This window comes from Nibrella saemangeumensis, assembly GCF_039541915.1.
GTDB classification, from domain to species: Bacteria; Bacteroidota; Bacteroidia; order Cytophagales; family Spirosomataceae; genus Nibrella; species Nibrella saemangeumensis.
Window position 1 is genome coordinate 240,627 of sequence record NZ_BAABHD010000021.1, and the last position, 21,696, is coordinate 262,322.

Annotated in this window: 18 protein-coding genes and 1 tRNA gene; 8 read left to right on the forward strand and 11 right to left on the reverse strand. The window is 53.3% G+C overall.

Annotation, left to right across the window (positions count from 1 at the left end):
* Positions 1-15: 15 nt before the first annotated feature.
* From ABD949_RS07810 to ABD949_RS07830, 5 genes are all read right to left on the reverse strand, one after another.
* On the reverse strand, positions 16-2,091 hold the full coding sequence (locus tag ABD949_RS07810) for a plastocyanin/azurin family copper-binding protein (protein WP_345242251.1): 2,076 nt from the start codon (positions 2,089-2,091) through the stop codon (positions 16-18).
* 19 nt (positions 2,092-2,110) lie between these two features.
* The gene (locus tag ABD949_RS07815; RefSeq protein WP_345242345.1) at positions 2,111-2,452 is read right to left on the reverse strand and encodes a tRNA-binding protein; all 342 of its coding nucleotides are present in this window, start codon (positions 2,450-2,452) and stop codon (positions 2,111-2,113) included.
* Between the two features lie 5 nt (positions 2,453-2,457).
* The gene (locus ABD949_RS07820; RefSeq protein ID WP_345242252.1) at positions 2,458-4,164 is read right to left on the reverse strand and encodes a PA14 domain-containing protein; all 1,707 of its coding nucleotides are present in this window, start codon (positions 4,162-4,164) and stop codon (positions 2,458-2,460) included.
* Positions 4,165-4,351: 187 nt separating this feature from the next.
* The gene (locus ABD949_RS07825) at positions 4,352-4,804 is read right to left on the reverse strand and encodes a hypothetical protein (RefSeq protein ID WP_345242254.1); all 453 of its coding nucleotides are present in this window, start codon (positions 4,802-4,804) and stop codon (positions 4,352-4,354) included.
* Positions 4,805-5,191: 387 nt separating this feature from the next.
* Positions 5,192-5,956 (reverse strand): creatininase family protein, encoded by a 765-nt coding sequence (locus ABD949_RS07830; RefSeq protein WP_345242256.1) that lies wholly within the window; start codon positions 5,954-5,956, stop codon positions 5,192-5,194.
* Between the two features lie 247 nt (positions 5,957-6,203).
* On the opposite strand from ABD949_RS07830, the gene ABD949_RS07835 reads away from it, so the two are divergent.
* The 5 genes from ABD949_RS07835 (at position 6,204) to ABD949_RS07855 (ending at position 11,760) form a co-directional block, all read left to right on the forward strand.
* Positions 6,204-7,586 carry a cytochrome ubiquinol oxidase subunit I gene (locus ABD949_RS07835; protein ID WP_345242258.1) on the forward strand — a complete coding sequence of 461 codons (1,383 nt, stop codon included), beginning with the start codon at positions 6,204-6,206 and terminating at the stop codon, positions 7,584-7,586.
* A gap of 106 nt (positions 7,587-7,692) precedes the next feature.
* Positions 7,693-8,727, forward strand: coding sequence for a cytochrome d ubiquinol oxidase subunit II (cydB, locus tag ABD949_RS07840; RefSeq protein WP_345242260.1), 1,035 nt, complete (start codon positions 7,693-7,695; stop codon positions 8,725-8,727).
* A 121-nt stretch (positions 8,728-8,848) separates the two neighbouring features.
* Positions 8,849-9,907: a sensor histidine kinase gene (locus tag ABD949_RS07845; RefSeq protein WP_345242262.1), complete on the forward strand. Its 1,059-nt coding sequence runs from the start codon at positions 8,849-8,851 to the stop codon at positions 9,905-9,907.
* Positions 9,904-10,989 (forward strand): sensor histidine kinase, encoded by a 1,086-nt coding sequence (locus ABD949_RS07850; protein WP_345242264.1) that lies wholly within the window; start codon positions 9,904-9,906, stop codon positions 10,987-10,989. The genes ABD949_RS07845 and ABD949_RS07850 overlap by 4 nt, the downstream gene beginning before the upstream one ends.
* 15 nt (positions 10,990-11,004) lie before the next feature.
* Positions 11,005-11,760, forward strand: a complete 756-nt coding sequence (locus ABD949_RS07855) for a LytR/AlgR family response regulator transcription factor (protein WP_345242266.1) — start codon at positions 11,005-11,007, stop codon at positions 11,758-11,760.
* A gap of 121 nt (positions 11,761-11,881) precedes the next feature.
* Here ABD949_RS07855 and ABD949_RS07860 read toward each other — a convergent pair whose 3' ends face one another.
* Genes ABD949_RS07860 through ABD949_RS07875 form a run of 4 tightly spaced genes read right to left on the reverse strand, consistent with a single transcriptional unit; the run spans position 11,882 to position 16,304 of the window.
* Positions 11,882-12,868 carry a Kelch repeat-containing protein gene (locus ABD949_RS07860; protein ID WP_345242268.1) on the reverse strand — a complete coding sequence of 329 codons (987 nt, stop codon included), beginning with the start codon at positions 12,866-12,868 and terminating at the stop codon, positions 11,882-11,884.
* 8 nt (positions 12,869-12,876) lie between these two features.
* Positions 12,877-13,848, reverse strand: coding sequence for a Kelch repeat-containing protein (locus ABD949_RS07865; RefSeq protein WP_345242270.1), 972 nt, complete (start codon positions 13,846-13,848; stop codon positions 12,877-12,879).
* A gap of 53 nt (positions 13,849-13,901) precedes the next feature.
* Positions 13,902-14,945, reverse strand: a complete 1,044-nt coding sequence (locus tag ABD949_RS07870) for a cellulase family glycosylhydrolase (RefSeq protein WP_345242272.1) — start codon at positions 14,943-14,945, stop codon at positions 13,902-13,904.
* 39 nt (positions 14,946-14,984) lie between these two features.
* A complete protein-coding gene (locus ABD949_RS07875; protein WP_345242274.1) occupies positions 14,985-16,304 on the reverse strand; it encodes a type IX secretion system plug protein in 1,320 nt (439 codons plus the stop codon).
* 123 nt (positions 16,305-16,427) lie between these two features.
* Here ABD949_RS07875 and ABD949_RS07880 point away from each other — a divergent pair, with 123 nt between their 5' ends.
* Positions 16,428-17,339 carry a bestrophin family protein gene (locus tag ABD949_RS07880; RefSeq protein WP_425576737.1) on the forward strand — a complete coding sequence of 304 codons (912 nt, stop codon included), beginning with the start codon at positions 16,428-16,430 and terminating at the stop codon, positions 17,337-17,339.
* 120 nt (positions 17,340-17,459) lie between these two features.
* Here ABD949_RS07880 and ABD949_RS07885 read toward each other — a convergent pair whose 3' ends face one another.
* On the reverse strand, positions 17,460-19,442 hold the full coding sequence (locus tag ABD949_RS07885; RefSeq protein ID WP_345242277.1) for an ABC-F family ATP-binding cassette domain-containing protein: 1,983 nt from the start codon (positions 19,440-19,442) through the stop codon (positions 17,460-17,462).
* Positions 19,443-19,596: 154 nt separating this feature from the next.
* Between ABD949_RS07885 and ABD949_RS07890 the strand changes: the two genes are divergently transcribed.
* Positions 19,597-19,669, forward strand: a tRNA-Thr gene (locus ABD949_RS07890).
* A 125-nt stretch (positions 19,670-19,794) separates the two neighbouring features.
* Here the strand turns inward: ABD949_RS07890 and ABD949_RS07895 are convergent.
* A complete protein-coding gene (locus ABD949_RS07895; protein ID WP_345242279.1) occupies positions 19,795-20,724 on the reverse strand; it encodes a hydrogen peroxide-inducible genes activator in 930 nt (309 codons plus the stop codon).
* 141 nt (positions 20,725-20,865) lie between these two features.
* Between ABD949_RS07895 and ABD949_RS07900 the strand changes: the two genes are divergently transcribed.
* Positions 20,866-21,669, forward strand: a complete 804-nt coding sequence (locus tag ABD949_RS07900; RefSeq protein WP_345242281.1) for a hypothetical protein — start codon at positions 20,866-20,868, stop codon at positions 21,667-21,669.
* The last annotated feature ends 27 nt before the right edge of the window (positions 21,670-21,696 follow it).

The window sequence follows — 21,696 nt, forward strand, 5'->3', positions numbered from 1 at the left end:
TTGCATTCCGCTGTACTATTTCACTACCTTCAGAATCCCCTGCATCAGCGTGTGATGACCGGGGAAGGTACAGACGTACTGGTACTCGCCTGGCTCAGTGGGGGCTACAAAGTAGATAGCCTCGGCCGTCTCGGGCTGGAGCAGGTTGGTATGGTACAACACCTCCGGTGCGTTCGGCACATACTGCATCTTGGGGCCGTTCAAGTTCAGCTTCATGGCGTCGTTGCCGACTTTGTTAGCCGTCGCCGGCTTCACAATCACGCAGTTGTGCAGCATATCGTCGTTGTTGTTGAATACCCACTTTACGCGGCTGCCGGCTTTCACCTCTACCTTTTCCCTATCAAACTTCAACCCCGGTCGGGTGCTCAGTGAAATGGTCTGATCCGGTCCGCTGGTCCAGTCGGCCGGCTGTTCGGTGATGCGCTTCGCGGCCTGGGGCTTGCCGGTGGTTGCGCGACCGACTGGGGTTGCCTTGCTCTTGGCTCCGCGCTCCGTACTCCCGGCATCGGCCGTAGAAGCCATCGCATTCATGGCACTGTGATCGTGCTTGCGGGCAGAAGCAATGGTCAGCTTTTCGCCCGGCGCAATGGCGTTGAGCGTGTAATAACCAGTGGGGTGCAGCACCGGCAAACCACCAGCCGAACGCACGCCTTCGGCTTTTACTTCGTGAATGTATCCTTCCCGCAGTAAGGTATCGGCTACAATACGAGCCTTCAGGCCATCGGCCGAAACAACAACGCCCCGGATGGGCACCGCTTTTGCGCTTTCAATGGGACTGCCGTAAGAGCGGTGGTACTTATAGGTGAAACTGTTCAGCGAGTATGAATCTGGACTTTCGGCGGTTTTGCGGTCGACGGGCGTGGTAAACTCGATCTCAAATCCATCAGGCATGGAGCGGATCGTCTTCATCTCGAACGGTGTTTTACCCGTCCATACCAGCCGCTGAATGCCAAACGGCGCCTTGCCGGTAGAGGCCCAGCCGCGGTTGGTCATGCCCACAAACATGGAGCCATCGACGCCCCAGACCATACGCAGGATACCCGACTGGAACCCTTCGCGGAACGGAAAGCAGGCACCCTGCCATTCGCCATTTACCTTCTCCAGTGCTACCCGCATGATCTTGCTGTGCCCCTGGTCACCCACAAACAGTTGGCCGGTAAACGGACCAAAGGCTCCACTCGTAGTATCTTCCTGTATATCGGAAGTTGAGATCCCCATCAGCGTATGCGGAAACCAGATAGCAGGGACCTTCAGATTCGGCACCGACTTGGCAACCTCGTGCATGGGCTTACCCGTACTGGGTACGTCCTGCGGTTTCAGCGTCAGCGGAGAACCCGGTTCACCCGACCACCGCAACCCTCCGACGTTACCGGCAAACGCGCCTTTGGTCAGGTGCGTCATCCGGCCGGAGCCTACCCAGTCGCCCTGGTTTTCGGTGTAGAAGATAGATCCGTCGCGCAGTACGTTGAAACCGGCCGGCGAACGTAAACCCGTAGCCCAGGGAGTCATTTCGCCCTTGTCATTCAGTTTCAGCATCCAGCCGCGCCATTTCGCCAGACTGGCACCGTAACCAATCCAGCCGAGATTAAGGGTAATCACCATATCACCGTCCGGCAACAGCACCGGGCCATAGGAGTATTCATGGTAGTTACCCGACAGGGGCCATTTATAGAACGACCGGTACTCGTCGGCCTCTTCATCCCCGTCGGTATCCATCAGCTTGGTTACTTCGCCCCGTTGGGTGCAGAGGAAATACCAGCCCGGCTCTTTGCCGCCGGCATTAGCATTTTTGTTGGACCGGTACAGCAGACCCAGCGGCTCGTGCAGGCCATAGGCAAACCGTTTGAAAGTCGGTACGCGACTGCCCTGCATGTACGGGTTGCTGATCAGCCAGACTTCACCCCGGCGCGTAGAGGCCGCCAGCCGCCCATCAGGCAACGGTGCCAGACCGCCTACTTCAAGGCTAACACCCTCCGGCACGGGCAGGGTAATGATCCGGTAATAATCTTCCTCGGTCAACGGCTTGGTCTGCGCCAGCGCCAGGGAGGATACCAGTAAGGAGGTTAAAGAAAAAGCAAGTATTTTTTTCATGCTGATTTGTCGTTGCAAATTAGGCAATTCGTATTCCGTTGGCGGTAGGACGCTCGGTTTGCAGCAGGGTGACAGTGCCATCGTCGGCGACCGCGCCCAGCACCAGGCATTCGCTGTCAAAGCCGGCGATGCGTTTGGGCGGGAAATTCACCACCGCTACAATCTGCATGCCGGTCAGTTGGTCCGGCTGGTACAAGCTGGTCAGTTGCGCCGACGACCGGCGGATACCGTTCGGTCCGAAGTCAATCGTCAGTTTATAAGCCGGCTTCCGGGCCTCCGGAAAATTCTCCGCCTGCACAATGGTACCGGTCAATATCTCTATTTTCTCGAAGTCGGCCCAGGTAATCGAGTTTTCCACCATTTTCATCAGAAAAGAATAGAGTACTGGACCGAACCGGTGCTGTTCTTCATCGCCACCGGCAGCAGCAACTCCTGCTTATTTCCGCTTTGCCGGACGCGTGGTTTGGCTTTCGGATCAAGACGCACGTAATAGCTACGGTCGTTGACGGCGTATACCCCTTTTCCTACTTCTTCTATTGAAGAACCAGCCGCAATCCGGCAATATACCGGCGCGGTGGCACTACCGGTCAGATTCAGTGTCCGCGTCAGCGCGCCACCTTCCGGCCGGATGGCATCCGTAACGGTTACGCCCGCCAGCTTGTATTCCATAACGGGCATTCCCTGTTTATCGATGGTTAAGCCTTGATATTTCAACACATTTTCGCCGAGGCTATCAGACCAGGCAGCCTGATCGCTGTTCAGTGCCATCAGGGGTGACTGGCCGGGCAGGTACACATTCGTACCGATGGGCCGGAGCAGTTGCGGCTCTCCGCGTTCGTGCCACATTTCGGTTACATCGGCAAAGTCGCCCTTCCAGGCTTGAATGAGCGCCATCTGGTTCAGGTCTACGGTATAGTGCAGACCGGCCGGCGTACCCACCGACAGACTGTGCGTCCGCTTCATCTTTTCGCCGGGTAGTTGCACAAACGAACGAACAAGTTCAGGTTTAGCCTCCGCCTGCACTGTAATGGCACCAACAGGATCGGGCTCCGGTAACGACGTCAGCGTATGCAGCGGCTGCGGCCGCGTGTCGGCTTTGGAAACAAACAGACCCAGACCGGGCCGGGGCCAAGAGCGGGTAAACATCACCTGCACATCATGCGTACCGGCTGTTAAGGGGACTCTTACCGTTTTGCCACTGCCGAGGTATTGCCGCTCGTCACTCGTCGGTATCAATGATTTCCCATTGATCCACAGTCCGCCGACCCCCCCGGCCTGCAGGTCAAACTGATACGTTTCATTTTCGGTTACGTTCAGTTTACCATTGTACAGCACTACGTAGCGATTACCCGGCAGACCATAGGCGACTTCATAACTCAGCATGGAGGTAGTATCTTCCTTCAGCACTTTACGGTTGGCCAGGGCATCGCGACTGAAGATTTCGCCTTCGTAGATGGTGTATTTGATCGAGCCAACCCAGCGGGCTACCTCTTTATTGGTCAGGGCCCGGTAGCCCAGATTCCGGATAGCTGCCGAACCACTTTGCACCGCCAGCGCCACGGGTCCAACCGCCCGGCTGCTGCGGGGCAGCACCAGGCCTTCCTGTAGGGTCACGCCGTTCAGGGTCAGTTTTTCGAGGATGGCCGACCGGTTACCGACCGGAGCCCGGTAGCGAATTTCGACCGTTTGCCACAGGCCGGGCGCTTTGCTGGTTTTCGGATCATTGAGACCAACGGTATAGCCGTCGGGTAGCGTTAGTTGACCGCCGGCACCAGCGGTCATCAGCACTTCCATCTGCATGGCAAAATCGCCGGCCGGACTCACCAGCATCAGCGGTTGCCCCGGTGTACCAACCAGCAGGGTGTTACCGCTCTGCGTCTTCAGGGTCGGCTGGGTAGGCCCGACGGTGAGCGAACCAGCTCGCTGCCAGTTGCCGGGCAAACTCGCTATCTGTTCAAGGGGGATTCTGGGGAGAGCTTCGCCGGCCGACTGGGCTAAAGCAACCGGACTTATAAGCCATCCGGCTCCGGCCAGGGCCAAACTATAGCGAAGTAATCGAGGTATTTTATGCATAAACAGCGTTGGGGTTAACGATGGGCGATAAGCCGTCATGTTCCATCTTTGGGTCTGGGAGGAAAACTAACAAAAGTACAGATTTCCCTTTCCCGGAACGAGATAAAAACGACCGTCTGTTGCCGATACTTTCCTGATAAAGTCTGAAAACAGGTCTATTTACCCCATGCAAACCCTACTTTTCCTCTCACCTATACGGCGAAGTGTTCCTTGCCAGTTCTAACGGCCAATGGCTTGACACAACGTAACGACAGCTTTGTTTCTGGGCGACATGGCTGTATCGAGGGCCGCCTGGCGCAGGTTCTGGGCTACGCTGTCCGACAGATACCAGCCCAGCGGATACGGCGTCAATGCCATTCGGTGTGATGTGCAGAATGACCCGTGCACCGCCATATACCATCCAGCTCCAGAGGATTGTGGCGGCCAGGATGCCAACAAAGAGAGGATTACCAACCGAAGCCGACAACACGGCTCCGATCATATCTTTAGCCTGATCGGGCAAAAGGAGAACAACAGCGGCCACCACCAGCGTCAGGATCAGCAGACCAGCGTTACGGCCAATCTGATAAGCGGCAATCAGAAAGGCTTTGAAGGCCGGCCAGAAGGTGCTGCTCAGGTACGTCGGCAGGGGTTTGCGCATTCAGGGGCAGGTTTGTGCCTAAAGTACAAATTACCCGCCAATGAACGAACGCTTTTGGCGCAATTTTGGCCGTAGACGAGTGATCGGACGTACCCCGCAACCGGGTAAAAACTAAAAAGCCACTCCTCATGTCGGGGGTGGCTTCTCCTACGTTTTCTTAACCTATACTTCTTTCTATGATGTGGATAGTGCCCTACAGCAGGCTGTCTATCTTAATGCACAGACAATGCCAAAACTTCCGCGCACTGATTATCAATTACTTATCTTTTCACTAATGTCCAAATTCGGACAATTGGACACAACGCCTGTCCTATGGCGGACAGTGTGTTCAGACCGGAATTGTATTCCGGTTTTAGCGGCAATTGAGAACCGGAATACAATTCCGGTCTACTCATACAAATCTGCCGGATCGGCCTTCGCCAACTCCACAAAAAAGCCGGCTATTTTCTGCGTAACATCGTCAAAGTAGTGTCTACCTTTTTCGGCGGTGGCCTGTCTGGGGTTACCGATGCCGGTATCTTCCGTTACCTGCGACCATTTGCGCTCGGCCCACGCCCAGCCCTCGCGAAAAGCGGTGACTTTCCACTTTTTGGCCCTACCGTCGCCGGCTTCATCGAGGGAGAGTACCAGGTCTGGGCGGAGGTGGAGCAGCAGACTGGTTTCCATTTCATCGGCATGATCGCCTTTGAACTCGTCGAAGTACTCCGACTTGTTTAGCGTCTGAAACCAGGAGCAGGTACTGAGCAGCATTGTTGGGTATTTCACTCCCAATTCCCGAATCATGGTTTTGAAATCGTTACCGCCGTGGCTGTTGAGGATGACCAGTTTTCGGATACCCTGCCGGTCGAGTACTTCAATGATATCGTTCAGGATAGCCCGCTGGGTGCTGGGGTAGAGATTTATATCCAGCAGGATGTCCGTCTGGCCGGTATTGACCCCAAAGGGTATCGTCGGCAACACCATCACTTTAGCGCCCTGCTCCCACGCCAGTCGGGCCGCTTCGGCCGCTATATGGTCAGCCTCGATGACATCGGTAGCGTAGGGCATGTGATAATTATGAGCTTCGGTCGCTCCCCAGGGCAGAATAACAAGGTCGATGGGGTGCTGCTGAATGTGTTTCCAGTTGGTTTCGGCCAGGATGTAAGGGCGCATTTATTAGCGTTTAAGGTTTAACGTTCAAAGTTTCAGGTTTTAGCTGGGCATCCGGGGTTGCTCAAAGTTGCCGCGGGGCCGGCGGGTTTAGATTGATGACGGCGATAACTTGGAACAATCAACCCGAAAATACAAACTTCAAATTTACCAAATTACCGTTTACTGATTTGATCAATTATTTCTACCGCCGAATTGGCTTGTGTGGTACATTGCGGGCGATTGCCTTATCCATCTACCTCCACCGGCTATGGACAATGTTGAAATTCTCTCCCGCCTTCAGTTTGCCTTTACCATTGCTTTCCATTACATCTATCCACCCCTCAGCATCGGCCTCGGTGTATGTCTGGTTATCATGGAAGGCATGTACCTAAAGACCCATAATAAGGTTTACGAAGAACTCACCCGCTTCTGGATAAGAATCTTCGCGCTCATCTTCGGCATTGGCGTTGCCACGGGTATTGTCATGGAGTTTGAGTTCGGTACCAACTGGGCGACGTACTCCCGCTACGTCGGCGATATTTTCGGCAGTGCGCTGGCGGCTGAAGGCATTTTTGCCTTTGCGCTGGAGTCCGGCTTTCTGGGTATTCTGCTCTTCGGCTGGAACAAGGTTAGCCCCCGTATTCATTTTATGTCGACGGTACTGGTTGCGTTAGGCTCCATCTTTTCGGCCATCTGGATTGTAGTAGCTAACTCCTGGATGCAGACGCCGGCCGGCTACCGCATTCAGGGGCATGAGATGCAAGCCCGCGCCGTGGTCACCGACTTTTGGGAAATGGTATTCAACCCCTCTTCTGTTGAGCGGCTATCGCATGTGCTGGTGGGAGCCTTTTCGGCGGGTTCGTTTCTGGTGCTGAGCGTCAGCGCATGGTATATTCTAAAACAGCGGCATCTGGATCATGCCAAGCGTGGCTTCCGCATTGGGCTTTACGTAGCGTCGGCCTCGGCGCTGCTGTCGCTGTTTACCGGACATACTGCCGCCGACATCGTAGGCGAATACCAGCCCACCAAAATGGCCGCCATGGAAGGACACTGGGATTCGCTGGCCGCAGCAGATGCCTATCTGTTTGGCTGGGTGGATAAAGAAAAGGAAGTGACTACGGGCCTGAAGGTGCCCGGCGGCTTATCGTTCCTGATTCACCAGGATTTTACTACGCCCGTTAAGGGTCTTAAGAGCTTTAAACCCGAGGACCGACCGGGCGCTGTCAACTTTGTCTTTCAGACCTACCACATTATGGTTACCATCGGCATGATGCTGATCGCGCTCACGCTCTACGCCCTGTGGCTGCTCTGGCGGGGTAAACTGTTTGAAACGCGCTGGCTGATGGGCGTTTTTGTAGTATCGGTGCTGCTGCCCCAAATTGCCAACCAGACCGGCTGGTACGCGGCCGAAGTCGGGCGGCAGCCATGGGTGGTGTACGGCCTGCTGCGTACCTCTCAGGCCTTATCGGATACCGTCAAGGCCGAACACGTGCTGATCTCCCTGATCATGTTTACGCTGGTGTACCTGGTGCTGTTCCTGCTCTTCCTGTACCTGCTGAACAAAAAGATTCAGCACGGCCCTGATACGGCCAACACACATCAGAGTGCGCCGTTTTCAACGAAAAATCCGGATTTGTACGCAACAAGATAAAGGAATGTTGAATGATTGAGTGATTGAATAGGTAAGCCAAAGAGCAAGCCTTTACCAACTCCATTCCATCATTCAGCAATTCTATCATTCAACCATTCAACTACTCATGGAAACAGTTCTTGGCCTTGACCTTCCAACGTGGTGGTTTCTGCTGCTCGGCGCTTTGTTTACCGGCTATGGTATTCTGGATGGCTTCGATTTGGGAGCCGGGGCGCTGCACCTGTTCTTTCGCAAGGAAGCAAGCCGGCGGATTGCTATTAACGCTATCGGGCCGGTATGGGACGGTAATGTTGTCTGGCTGGTTATCGGAGCCGGGGCTTTGTTCTCAGCGTTTCCGATGGTGTATGGCACGCTGCTATCAGCGTTCTATCTGCCGTTTATGCTGTTTCTGCTGGCTCTTATCTTCCGGGCTATTTCTATTGAGTTCCGGGGTAAGGAGGAGATGGTGTGGTGGCGACGCATGTGGGATGTCAGTTATTGTCTGTCGAGTGTAACCATTGCTTTGCTGCTGGGACTGATACTCGGCAATATGGTGCAGGGTATTCCGCTCAACAGCCAGCATGAGTTTGTCGGTAGTCTCAGCGGCTTTTTTAATCCATATGCCATGCTGATTTCCGTTACTACGCTGTCGCTGTTCATGCTGCACGGAGCCATGTACCTGGCCCTGAAAACCGAAGAACGGCTTTACGCCCGGCTGACGATTCTGGTGAACCAGACGAGCAAGTTCTTCATTTTCTGCTTCCTCACGTCCTCGCTGGCAACGCTGATTTACGTGCCACACATGGCGGCTATTTTCCAGAAATCACCGGCGCTGTTTGCCCTGCCAATTACCGCCCTGCTGATTGTGCTGAACATCCGCCGGAATATTGAGCAGCGAAAGTATTTTCTGGGCTTTATCTCCTCGTCGGTGATTACGTCCCTGCTGCTGGTGCTGGTGGCACTGGGTTTATACCCGAATCTGGTGTTCTCCAACATCAGTCCGGAAGGCCACATCAGCATTTACGAAGCGGCCTCAACGCCTAAGTCCCTAAGCATTATGCTTCTGTTTGCTATTATTGGTATACCCCTGGCGGCTCTGTACACGATATTCAGCTTCTGGACCTTTAGGGGCAAGGTAAAGCTGGACGAGACCAGTTATTAGAAGCAGACGTTCGTCGCCCGAAATCCGGCATTCGGTGAGCTTTTTTTGATGCCTTGAGGAAATAGAGCGAATTTTAAGATGCCGTTGTGCTACCAGACCCGGCGCGCAACAGCATGTTACTATGAGGACGCTGACATTACCCAACTACATCCGCTATCTCTTCATTACACCACCCCTGTTTATGGTGGTGCTGTATGTAACCATTTACATGAATACCGGCGAATGGCGGTTTGGCTTGGTCTTTAACCGACGTTTGTGGGAAGAAGTGTGGATGTTCCTGCTGGAATCGTACATCATCCTGTTCGGTGTTGATACCCTTATTCGTTTTTTCAACAGGCGCTTTGCTCAGCAACCCAATCACTGGAGACGGTACGCCCAGGAAATTGCGGTCTTGCTGGTGGCCGGGCTGGCCCTGGTCAATCTGGTGCATTGGGCGTTTGAAACGTTTGTTGTCGTGCCCGAAGCCGATGTCGCTTACCTTCAGTTGAAGCTCCGGCAGTCAAAGGTCATTATTCTGACTACGCTCCTGATTACCTATGCCTTTCTGAGTGGATTGAATAGCTTCCGGCTGATGCAACAGGCCCGGCAGGAGGCCATCCGGCTGCAAAAAGAGTTCGTACAGGCGCAGTTTGAATCCCTCAAAAACCAGCTTAATCCGCATTTCCTCTTTAATAGCCTGAGTGTCTTGTCGTCGCTGGTGCATATCGACCCCGACCTGTCGGAGCAGTTTATCGAAAAACTGTCAAAAGCTTACCGGTATTTTCTGGAGCAGCGCGAAAAGGAAACGGTGCCGCTGCAAACTGAACTGGACTTTGCCGAAACCATTGCCTTCCTGTTTACCGTTCGTTTCCCCAAAAAGCTCGTTATCGACATCCAGCCACCGGCCCCCGCAGCCAATGAAACGATACCTCCGCTGGCGACCTTTCTGCTCATCGAACACGCCATTACCCACAGCGTGATGTCGGCGCAGAAGCCGCTGAAGATCCGGCTGTTTACCAATGGTGACCACACGCTGCATATCGAACATTCCTGGCAACCCCGCCCCAACGAAATGCCGGTGTCGGATATGGCCTTGCAAAGCCTGGCGGAGCGGTACCAGTACCTGACCGACCGGACGCCTTATATCGGCCTGGTAAACGATATGTACGTGGCCAAACTTCCCTTACTGCAACCCGCATGAAGCAACTGACACAATCGCTGAGACTGAATCTCCGGCTGTTCGCCTATATGGCGCTGGTGCTCGGCCTGCTTTTTCCAAGCCTGCTGTATTACATGAATGCCAGTTATGGCTCGTTCAACTGCCTGACCTGTCTGCTGAAAGACATTGGCGTAGCCATCCTGAACATCTTCATTTCCGGGCTGCTCATTTACAGCCTTATCCATCTCATAAACCGGCTGATGGGCCACAAAAAGCACCGGTGGTACCGGTACGTGCTGGAATCTGTGCTGGTGGCCGTAATTATTCTTAGCAATTTTGACATCCAGTACAATTGGATCTTCAACATCTACACGTTACAAACGAACCCGAATGAGTTCTTCGACGCCCTGCACTACCGCCAATACCAGATTATGAGTACGCTGGCCGGTATCCTGGTCTACGCTTTTTTGGCAACGGTCAACTTCACCGAGCAGATGCAGCAGACGCAGAACGAAGCGATACGCATCCAGAAAGAATTTGCTCAGACGCGGCTACAGGCGCTGAAAAATCAGGTAAATCCGCATTTCCTGTTCAACAGCCTGAGCGTGTTAACCTCGCTGGTGCATATCGACGCTGATTTATCGGAGCAGTTTATTGAGCAGTTATCGAAAGCCTACCGCTATATTCTGGAGCAGAAAGACAAAGAGGTGGTAACGTTACGCACCGAACTGGACTTTGTCCGGTCGTATATTTTCCTGCTGAAAATCCGCTTCGAAAACAAATTCGACGTACGCTTTAACATTCCGGCCGACCAGATGAACACTTACCTGCCTCCGCTGACGCTGCAACTGCTGGTGGAGAATGCCGTGAAGCACAACCAGATGTCGGTGGACCGGCCGCTTATCATCAATATTCAGGCGGAGCCGGATCAGTATCTGGTGGTCAGCAATACCATGCGCGCCCGTACGCAGGACGAAAAATCAACGGGCATTGGATTGCCGAACATTCAGAGCCGTTATAGCTACCTGACCAACCTGCCCATCAGCGCCGGTGCCGTAGGTGACGAGTATATCGTCCGGATTCCGCTGCTGGCCGAGACTGCTCTTAAACCTATTGAAGCCTAAACACACACAACACCTATGAACGTCCTGATTATTGAAGACGAAAACCTCACTGCCAAACGACTCGAAAGCCTCATCAAACGTTACGACCCGAGTATTCAGGTACTGGAGCAGATTCCGTCGGTGAGCGAGGCCGTGCAGTGGCTGAAAACCCATACCGCCCCCGACCTGATTTTTATGGATATTCACCTGGAAGACGACCTTGCCTTCCGGATTTTCGAGCAGGTTTCGCTGACTACGCCGGTGATTTTCACCACGGCTTTTGACGAATACATGATTAAAGCGTTTAAGGTCAACAGCATCGACTACCTGCTGAAGCCGGTCAACTTCGACGAACTCTCGGCGGCCATCAACAAGTTTAAATCGCTGAAGAGCCAGTACAACCAGGTGGATATGAACACGCTGCTAAATCTGCTGGGCAAGAAGGAGACGGAGTACAAAACGCGATTCATGATTACCGTCGGCACGCGCATTCGCACCGTCGATGCGGCCGATATTGCCTACTTTTTTTCGGAAGAGAAGATTACGTTTCTGGTTACAAAAGACAACCAGCGCCTGCCCATCGACTTCAGCCTCGACAAGTTAACGACGATGATGAACCCGGACGACTTCTTCCGGGTCAACCGTCAGTTCCTCGTCCGCCTGCCCGCCATCAAAAACATTCATACCTACTCCAAAGGCAAACTCAAGCTGGACCTCCAGCCGGTGTCGTCGGAAGAGGTTTTTGTCAGTATGGACAAAGTGACAGATTTTAAGGAGTGGCTGGGGAAGTAGCCTTGCTTCTGTCATTCCGCTTTTTTGTCATTCCGACGCAGGAGGAATCTCAGACGCTACTGAAAGAATAACGCTTAGGATTCCTCCTGCGTCGGAATGACAAAGCTCCGCACAACAAAACTCACTTCATCACTTCCATCGAGTTCAGCTCCGGACTACCGCCCTGGTTGCCGGTGCCGGCTACAATGTAGACGTTGTTTTTGTAGATAATCGCCTGCGTCGCGTGCCGGCCAATTTGCATCGGCGCCCAGGTTTCCCACTTCAGCGTTTTGGTGTCTAGCACCTCGGTCTGGTTGTGGGCCTTCTTTTGCCGATCGCTTTCCCCGCCGATGACCAGAATTTTGTTGCCGTAAGGAATGGACGTACTGCCGGCGCGTCGGGTGGGAATGGTATCGGCTTCCGGAAGCGTCATCCACTTTTGGCTTTTGAAATCGTAGACATCCACGGCGCTCACCGTCTGGTTAATGACCTTACCCGTCTTCGCCGAAGTCAGGCGTCCGCCGGCAATATAAGCTTTGTCACCCTGCACAGCCGCCTGAAAATGGTCGCGGGCGTGTGGCGCGTCGGGGAGTTGCCGCCAGGTATTTTTAGTTGGATCATACTCATCGACCCAGCTTACGTGACCGTCGTAATGACCGTCGATGATGCCGCAGAACAGGTAAATTTTGTTCCGGTACGCAGCTACGCCTGCGGAGCCCCGGCGACGTCCCTCGGGAATATCAGCTCCTTTGCGCCATTCGTCTTTTTTCGGGTTGTAGATGTAAATGGCGGGTATTGGGGTTTCGTGCGGATAGCCACCGGTAAAGGCGCCTACTACGTAGATTTCCCCGTTGTGCTCCACGGCCTGAAAGTGGTGCATTTCTACCGGTACGACAGCCCGCTTCTCCCAGCGATTCTGCTTCGGGTCGTAGGCTTCGACGGGTTTGATGGTACGGCCGCCGACCAGATAGAAGAGGTCTCCTACCCGGGCAAAAGCAGTTTCGGTGCGCTTTTCCGGTTCATTCTGCGCCTGTACTACCTCCCAGCGCTTACCATTTCCCGAGGTACTTTGGGCAATAACCGTATGCCCAGCAATTAACGATAAAGCAATCAGCGTAGCTCTTCTCATGGGTGACATTACTTCAGCACCTCCATTGTGTTTAGTTCGGGACCACCGCCCTGGTTCTCGGAGCCGGCAGCTATAAAGATGTTATTTTTGTAGACGATGGCCTGCGTGCCGTGCCGACCCATCTGCAAGGGTGCCCATTTCTCCCACTTCAGCGTTTTGGTGTCCAACGCTTCTACCTGATTATGGGCCTTCTTCTGCGGGCTCTCGCCACCGATTACCAGAATCTTGTTTTCATACGGAATCGAGGTGCTACCCGCCCGCTGCGTGGGTATGTTTTCGTCTTCCGGCAGGGTAATCCACTTCTGCGTTTTAAAGTCATAAACATCTACGGCGCTGACCGTTAGGTTTAGTACTTTCCCGATTTTGGCGGAGGATAAACGCCCACCGGCGATGTACGCTTTGTCACCGTGAATAGCCGCCTGGAAATGGTCGCGGGGATGTGGGGCGTCAGGTAGTTTGGTCCAGGTATTTTTTGCCGGATCATATTCATCCACCCAGCTCACGTGGCCGTCGTAATGTCCGTCAATAATGCCGCAGAACAGGTAGATTTTGTTCTTGTAGGTAGCGACTCCCGCCGAACCGCGACGCCGGTCGGCCGGAATTTCAGGCCCTTGCCGCCATTCGTCTTTTTTGGGATTATAGATGTAAATAGTCGGGATAGGCTTTTCGTGGGGGTAACCGCCGGTAAAGGCGCCTGCCACATAGATCTCCCCGTTATGCTCGACTGCCTGAAAGTGATGCATTTCGAGCGGGCCCATCGCTCGCTTTTCCCACTGGTTCGTCTTCGGGTTGTACGCGTCTATCGGCTTTACGCCACGACCACCGACGAGGTAAAATTGGTCTCCAACACGGACAAAGGCATTTTCGTGCCGTTTTTCAGGAAGGGTTTTCGGCTCAACGGTTTCCCATTGTTTATTGGTTTGAGCCAATGCAGCCGTAGCAACCGCCACCGACACGGCTAAAAGGCAAAGAATTTTCATACGATTTAAAAAGTTAGGGTCAACAAAAGTAGGCAAGTTTACTAGAAGCGAAACTACTGACTATTCATATACCGCTGTCGCCTGGCGATGAACTCCAGTACAGCCCGGTGGTAAGGGCTGAATTCGGGATCGGGTATACCGGATGGTGGTATGGCCGGTGTGCCGTAGCCGGTCTGGAACATGTCGTGATGATAGACGATGTAGCCTCCCTGCTGCCAGACCTGATAAATCTGCACAATCTGGTCGTGCGGATAGGTAGTATCCCGAGGACCGCCAAAGTTACCGGTTCCATTTCGGGCCGGTTCATCATCAACGACCGGCTTCCGATACCGTTTGAGCAGGTAAGCAATCTCCTGCGGAGCTACCTCCCAATGTTTGCCCACGTACTGTCGGCTGGTATGCGGGGTTAGAAAGTCAAGCGCCTGGTTCTGCTTTTCGTCGCCTAAAACGCCGGCGAAACCCGGCGAATTGGTGACTAAACGCTTTGGGTCAATCGACTTTACAGTTTTGACATGGTCGAGGACCCGGTCAGAATGCTCGTTCCAGATCTGAATCACCACGTTGCGGTACGGAAGCAGTTCCCGGGTAATGGCCGCTACCGCTTTATCAGCTTCTTTTTCGCCTAATCGAACATTGGCGTAGTAGCTTTCCTGGGCAAATAACGCCAGTTCAATAACCATACCGAGTTGGTCAGCATCAGTGATGATTGCTTTAAGTTTATCGACATGCTCCTGCCGAAGGCGACCGTCGGGATGATACAAGGTACAAGTTGGGCAGTCGTCTACATAACCGCGACCGTTGTCCCACTGCCCCCAGATACGAAGGACATTGATACCGTATCGTTGAAACTTCTCCAGCCACGCCTTCCGGTCGGCGGTGCTTTTGTTAAAGGCCGGATTGAAAATTGCATTGAAGAAACTGATGCCGGTAAACGGGAACGGCTTACCATCCATTATAAATGATGTTCCCTGAATAGCGAGTTCATGGCTGGATTTGGCCTGGCCGGTCTGGACTTCGTTGCCCTGAGCCATTACCTCACCAATGCTTCCTGCCAGAAGGACAGACAGAATCAACGGCACGAATTGCTTTGGTTTCATATTTACCAAAGCAGCCGCACCAACCCGATTTACTGATGTCTATTTCCGCTTGTTGTAGCCAATCTTGCGGTAACCTACCAACTGATCGGCGCGGGCACCGGGCGGGCGATTGTAGACGAAGATCTCGTAATCGTTTTCGGTGGCCGAATAACTGCCCTCTAGCAGGAGTTCATTACCCTCAGAAGGGGTCATGCCGGTGCGGGTAACCGGCGGACTGATGCCTTTGACCGAGTAATTGTAGTTATAAATGCCCTGCTTCAGCAAAATAGCCGCCTGGTAAGCCCGTTCGGCCGCATTGTAGGTCATGCGGTTGCGGTCGTTCAGCAACCATAAGTTGAACGAGCCGTTGACGTACACCTCGGCGTTCGGCATTTCGTCGGTTTTCAGGGTGAATACGGTTTCGATGTAGTCGGCTTCCGTAGCGCCGTTGCGGGTTTCGCGGTGGTCTATGACGTACTGGCCGTTAAAATCGTCGTTTTGCAGGTAAGCCCCCCGGCCACGCGGCTGGTCCACCATAATGTACGCAAAATTACGGTCGGAACGGCGTTCAATATGGGCGACAAAATTAGCCAGCGACATCACTGTACGGGTATCGAAAAACCGGTACTCGTTACCACCCGGAAAGGTATTGCTGAGGTCGACCAGCCGGTATTCGAGTATATTGTCGAACACCCGGACATTGGTCGGCTTCAGGCCCCGGATCACCCGGTCGTCGCGGTAGTTCTGCCGGATCACCACCCGGAAATCATCCTGAGGAGAGATCACCTGATACCCTTTGTAATCGATGGTAAACTCGATCTGCTGATCGTTGAACTGCCGCTGCACTTCGGTTGAAAAGCGAACGTTGGCCGCCACGGCAATCCGGCTGACGTAAGTGCTGAACCGGCGGGTAAAGATGATGTTGCGCGGGTTCCGCTCGTCGTACACGACCAATACGTAATTGCCCGGCAACTTCACCCTGGGCACCGGATACCGGTAGTGGTAGTACGGCACCTTAGTCCCCATCGATACCTGGTATTCGGTAATCGGCTGATCGTTGTACTCGTAGGTGAACTCAATATCGTTCAGTGCCGACCGGTGCCAGTCGGTGTTACAATGAATAAATTTGGCCCGGAATGAACGATAATTAGCCGTCAGGTCATCGAACTCCAGTTGCAGGGGTACGCCCTCTTCGAGCGGAATCACCGGCGGGTTCAGCGTCTGCGCCGGGTTGTTCGGATCGCCCACCACCGGATACAGCAGCACCGTGCGGATCTGCGGGTCATAAATGAAATCAATGGTTCGGATTTCCTGGGCCGACACGAATTGGCACCACAGCAAGCAGGCAGCGAAAAGACGAAGGGTTCGATACACGATCATCGGATGTTGCTCCGGAAGCAGAGCCTTATTTTCATAGTTATTTAACGATGATAACGAATTGGAGTTATGAAAATTAGTAAAATTGGTGCACCTTCTTTTACCAATCATCACTATCCTTACTCCATGGTCAATTATAATCCTAAAGATTGGCTCCGCTTCATCTTTAATTTCCACCGGGCCGATACTGTCCGTAAACTGTTACCTATTCTGATTGCGATGGCCGGCTACTCACTGGCCATTGCTTTTCTGATTATTGACTTCTGGAAATTAGGCGACCAGTCCGACCTGCGGAATATTTCGCTGATGCACTCGCTGCTGGGTTTTGTCATCTCTATGCTGCTGGTATTCCGGACCAACACCGCCTACGACCGCTGGTACGAGGGGCGCAAACAATGGGGCTCGCTGGTCAACAACAGCCGCAATCTGGCCCTGAAGATGCATCAATTGCTCGAATCGCACCATAGGGAGGCCAGGGAGTTTTTTCAGGTAATGATCCCCAATTTTTCGGCTTCGCTGAAAAACCACCTGCGGAGCCGCTTTATTGAAGAAGACTTTACGGAATGTTCATCCTTCCGGCTTTCCCAGCTTAATACCAAGGACCATGTGCCTCAACAAATAGCGTCTGCCTTGTTCGGCAAAGCACACGCCCTCGAACGGGAAGGAATTCTGCGCCCGGAGCACCTGCTGGTGATCAATCCGGAAATCCAGTCATTCATGGATATTTGCGGAGCCTGCGAACGCATCCGGAATACACCGATCCCGTTTTCGTATAGCTCTTTTCTGAAGAAATTTATCACCCTCTACTGTATCACCCTGCCGCTGGGTTACGTGTTCAACCTGCACTACCTGGTCGTTCCATTTGTCGTCTTCATCTTTTATGTGCTGGCCAGTCTGGAGGTGATCGCCGAAGAAATTGAAGACCCCTTCGGCACCGATGCCAACGACCTGCCGACTGACGAACTCTCGGTCGTAATCCGAAATACGGTCAATCAGGCCTTTGGGCAGGTGCCGATCGGTGAACGAATAAATGGGTGAATGAACCTGGGCTGGCGTTTGCCAACGAACGACTATCGTGGCAAACGCGGCTGGCCTCCGGTATTATCATCGCATCGGTCGTGCTGGTGATGAGCAGGAAGAGGGGTTAAAATAATCGACTTATGCCAGCTTTTTCTCCCACTCTTCAACCTCCAGCATGGCGTTTTCCCAGGTTTCCTGGAGTTGCGTCAGTTGTTTGTTTACCCGGCTGTATTCGTCGGTTTTGGTCTGAAGTTTCTTTGAATCGGCAATCACATCGGTTTTGGAAAGCTCCGCTTCCAGCTGCTTCTTCTGCCGCTCCAGATTGGTGATCTGCTGCTCGGCTTCTTCAGCCTGCTGGTTAGCCTTCTTCAACGCCTTCTGCCATTCCTTACGCTCACTGTCGGTAGCATGGGGCAAGGGCGGTCCGTCGTTACGGCTAGCGGCTGGGGGCCTGGGACTATCATCTTTTTTAGCTTTAGCTTCTGCCGGACCGCCGGACCGTGCCTGCCCATTGCCCACTGCCGACTTCTTTTCCTGCATCCACCACTCGTACTCATCGTACGTGCCGGGATACTCCTTAATCTCGTGGTCTTCGATGTACCAGATTTTGTTGGCAATCTGCGAGACAAAATATCGGTCGTGCGATACCACCACGTAGGTACCCTCATACTGGTCAAGCGCCTGAATCAGGATGTTGACCGATTGCATGTCGAGGTGGTTGGTCGGTTCATCCAACAGCAGGAAATTGGCCTGCGACAAGAGGACTTTCGCCAGCGCTACGCGGGACTTCTCCCCGCCCGACAGCACCTTGATTTTCTTGAACACATCGTCGCCCGAGAACAGGAAGCACCCTAACACGCCCCGTAACTCTCCTTCTGTTTTGGTTGGGTTGGCGTGTTTGAGTTCTTCGAGCATGGTGTCCTCAACGTGCAGCGACTCCAGCTGATGCTGCGCATAGAAACTAAACAGCACATTATGCCCCAGCCGCCGTTCGCCCTGAATAGGCTCACCACCCGCAATAATGCGCAGCAGCGTCGATTTACCACGTCCGTTGGCCCCAATCAGAGCTACCTTATCGCCCCGCTCTAGCCGGGCGGTGGTATTCCTTAGAATGACCTTGTCGCCGTATGCTTTCGATATATGGTCGAGGTGGAGAATATGGCGGCCCGGCTGTTGTGAAAAGTTAAAGCGGAAGTTGACGCGGGCGTTTTCGTCGATAACGGCATCCACCAGTTCCATTTTCTCCAGCATCTTCACGCGGCTTTGTGCCTGTTTCGCCTTCGTCGCTTTGGCCTTAAATCGTTCAATAAAACGCTCTGTCTGCCGGATTTTGGCCTGCTGGTTTTCATAGGCTCCCTGCTGAATTTCATTGCGGAGGGCTTTTTCCTCCACATAAAAGGAGTAATTACCGGCGTAGAAGTTCAGTTTCGCACCGGACACCTCCACGATGGTATCTACCACGTTGTCAATGAACTCGCGGTCGTGCGATACCACAATCACGGCACCTTCGTAATTCTGAATGTATTTTTCTACCCACTGGATCGACGGTAAGTCGAGGTGGTTGGTCGGTTCATCAAGCATCAGCAGCGACGGGCGTTGCAGGAGCAGTTTAGCCAGGATGACGCGCATCCGCCAGCCACCGGAAAACTGCCGCAGCGGCTTATGCAGATCGTCGGTCGAGAAGCCCAGACCTTCCAGAATTTCCTCCGCTCTGGACTGAATGCTGTAGCCGTCTAGGGCAGCAAACTCATCCTGCACCTTACCCAGTTTATCCACCAGCTCGTCGCGGTAGTTCACTTCCATCTCGTGCAGCAGTTCGTCGATGCGCTTTTGCAGCTCATTCTGCCGTTCAAACGCCTGCATAGCAACGGATAGGATGGAATCGTCGGTCTGGTACGAAAGTAAGTCCTGGTTCAGGAAGCCAATGGTGCAATCACCGGCTTTGGATATATTACCGCCATCGGGCTGGTATTCACCAATGATGAGTCGGAGCAGCGTAGACTTCCCGGTTCCGTTCAGTCCGATAAGGCCTATTTTCTGATTCGGTTTGATGTGCAGCGAGGCATTTTCATACAAGGCCCGGCTGCCGAGGTAATACGACAGGTTATTAATGGAAATCATACCACAAATTTACCAAATCCCGTTCGTATCCTTGCACATTTTGGGCTGAAGACTTTATATTTGCGAGCGCTACTCAGTTGGCAGTAGGCAGTCTCCGGTCAGCAGTATTCAATTTTTCCTGCCTACTGGCATTTGCTTACTGCAACCTACATAAGCCTCCTTAGCTCAGTTGGTAGAGCGACGCATTCGTAATGCGTAGGTCGCAGGTTCGAGTCCCGTAGGAGGCTCCTTTTTCACATCAGGGCTAATTCGCTCCAGACCATAAAGTCTGTTAATCAGCAAATTAGCCCTTTTGCTTTGATAGCTTTACTTAGGTTCGCCTGAAGTGGAAAACAGTGGTACCAATACGTGCTCAAAGTGCAACCACTGCTCCTTTTTCCCGGCGCGTCAGTTCCGCCGGCATATGGGCTAAGATTTCCCGCTGCAGCGCATCAATCAATCCTTTTTTCAGGTAGCTGCGGTGGGTGACCAGACTGACTTCCCGCACCGGCTGTGGGTCGGCAAACGGCTTTACCCGCGCCAGTCGGTCGGCGGCCATATCGAGGGTGGCAAGGTAAGGAATCAGCGTAAAGCCGTCCTGTTTATCGATGATTTTCATCAGAGTTTCGAGCGAACCGGTCTCGTACCGGAGGGGTTGGGCCCCGCGTAAGGGTTGTCCGCAGAGGTTCATCACCTGGTTGCGGAAACAGTGACCTTCCGACAACAGCCAAAGGCCGTCGGCCATCAGATCATCGGCCGTTACCCGGTCGCTCCGGTACAGCGGATGCTCCGGTGAGGTGTACACCATAAACGGCTCGTAAAACAGGGGAAATTCCCGTAAGCCACTATCGGGCAGGGGCGTTACTACGATTCCTACGTCGAACAGACCGTTCTTCAGTTTGTCGACAATCTGCTCCGTCAGCAACTCCTGTACGTGGACCGTTACGGCCGGGTATTTGCTCATGAAGGAGCGGATAAAATAGGGCAGCAGATACGGTGCCAGCGTCGGAATTATGCCTAAACGCAATTCCCCGCTGATCTCGCTCTTCGACTCCTTCACCAGTTCGGGAATACGGCGGGCCGCCTGCACCACCTCCCGGGCCTGTGCCAGAATCACCTGACCAGTTTCGGTGGGCACCACCGGCTGCTTGGATCGGTCGAAAACCAGTATACCCAGTTCGTCTTCCAGCTTTTGAATCTGCATACTCAGCGTAGGCTGGGTAACATGGCAGTGTTCAGCCGCCGTGGCGAAATGACGGTAGGTATCCAGCGCAACAAGGTATTCCAGTTGAGTCAATGTCATTTCATATCAACCTGTCCCGGCTTTTTAAGCTGGAAAATAAGGTTATTTGCTCAGTTTTATGGGGTATTCTGCCGGGGGTTCCCATCCATACCGAAATATAGCTTATTTTGCATCTAAACACCTTTTCTGTTTCATCGCCATATGCAAACGTCTCTGCTCCGCCTGCTGGCTGCCGCCAGTCTGGTATTATTAATCCTTGCTCAGCCGGCCTGTTCCCAGAACCGCAAATCCGCCAACCCGCCGGCTGACGGCTTCGATATGGCCGGCTCCGATCCTAAAGCCGTCCAGATAGCCGATCAGGTGATGGAAGCCATGGGGGGACGTGCCAACTGGGACAAAACCCGCCTGATTTCCTGGACGTTTTTCGGCAATCGCCGGCTGGTCTGGGATAAATGGACCGGTAACGTGCGCGTCGACAATCTCAAAGATGACCAGACCATCCTCCTGAACATCAACACCGACAAAGGCCGGGTTTTCCGCAACGGTAAAGAACTGACCGAACCGGATTCGGTAACCAAATACGTTAAAATGGGGAAAGGCATGTGGATCAACGATTCGTATTGGCTGGTCATGCCGTTTAAGTTAAAAGATTCAGGCGTTACGCTCAAACACCTGGGCGACGGCAAAACTCAGGATGGCAAAGACGCTGATCTGCTGCAACTGACGTTCAAGGGCGTGGGCAATACCCCGGATAATAAATACCATGTCTGGGTCGATAAAAACAGCCGGCTGGTCTCCCAGTTTGCCTATTTCCCCAAATATACCGACGAGCAGCCACGCTTTGTGAACCCCTGGACCAATTACGAGAAGCACGGCAGTATTCTGCTGTCGGGCAAGCGGGGCGACCGCGAAATTACCGACATCCGCGTGTTCAACGGCCTCCCCGGCGAAGTCTTTACCTCCCTGGACCGCACCGACCTGAGCCGGTACCCCGAAGCGAAGTAGGTGATGCAACAAACTTCTTAAAAACAC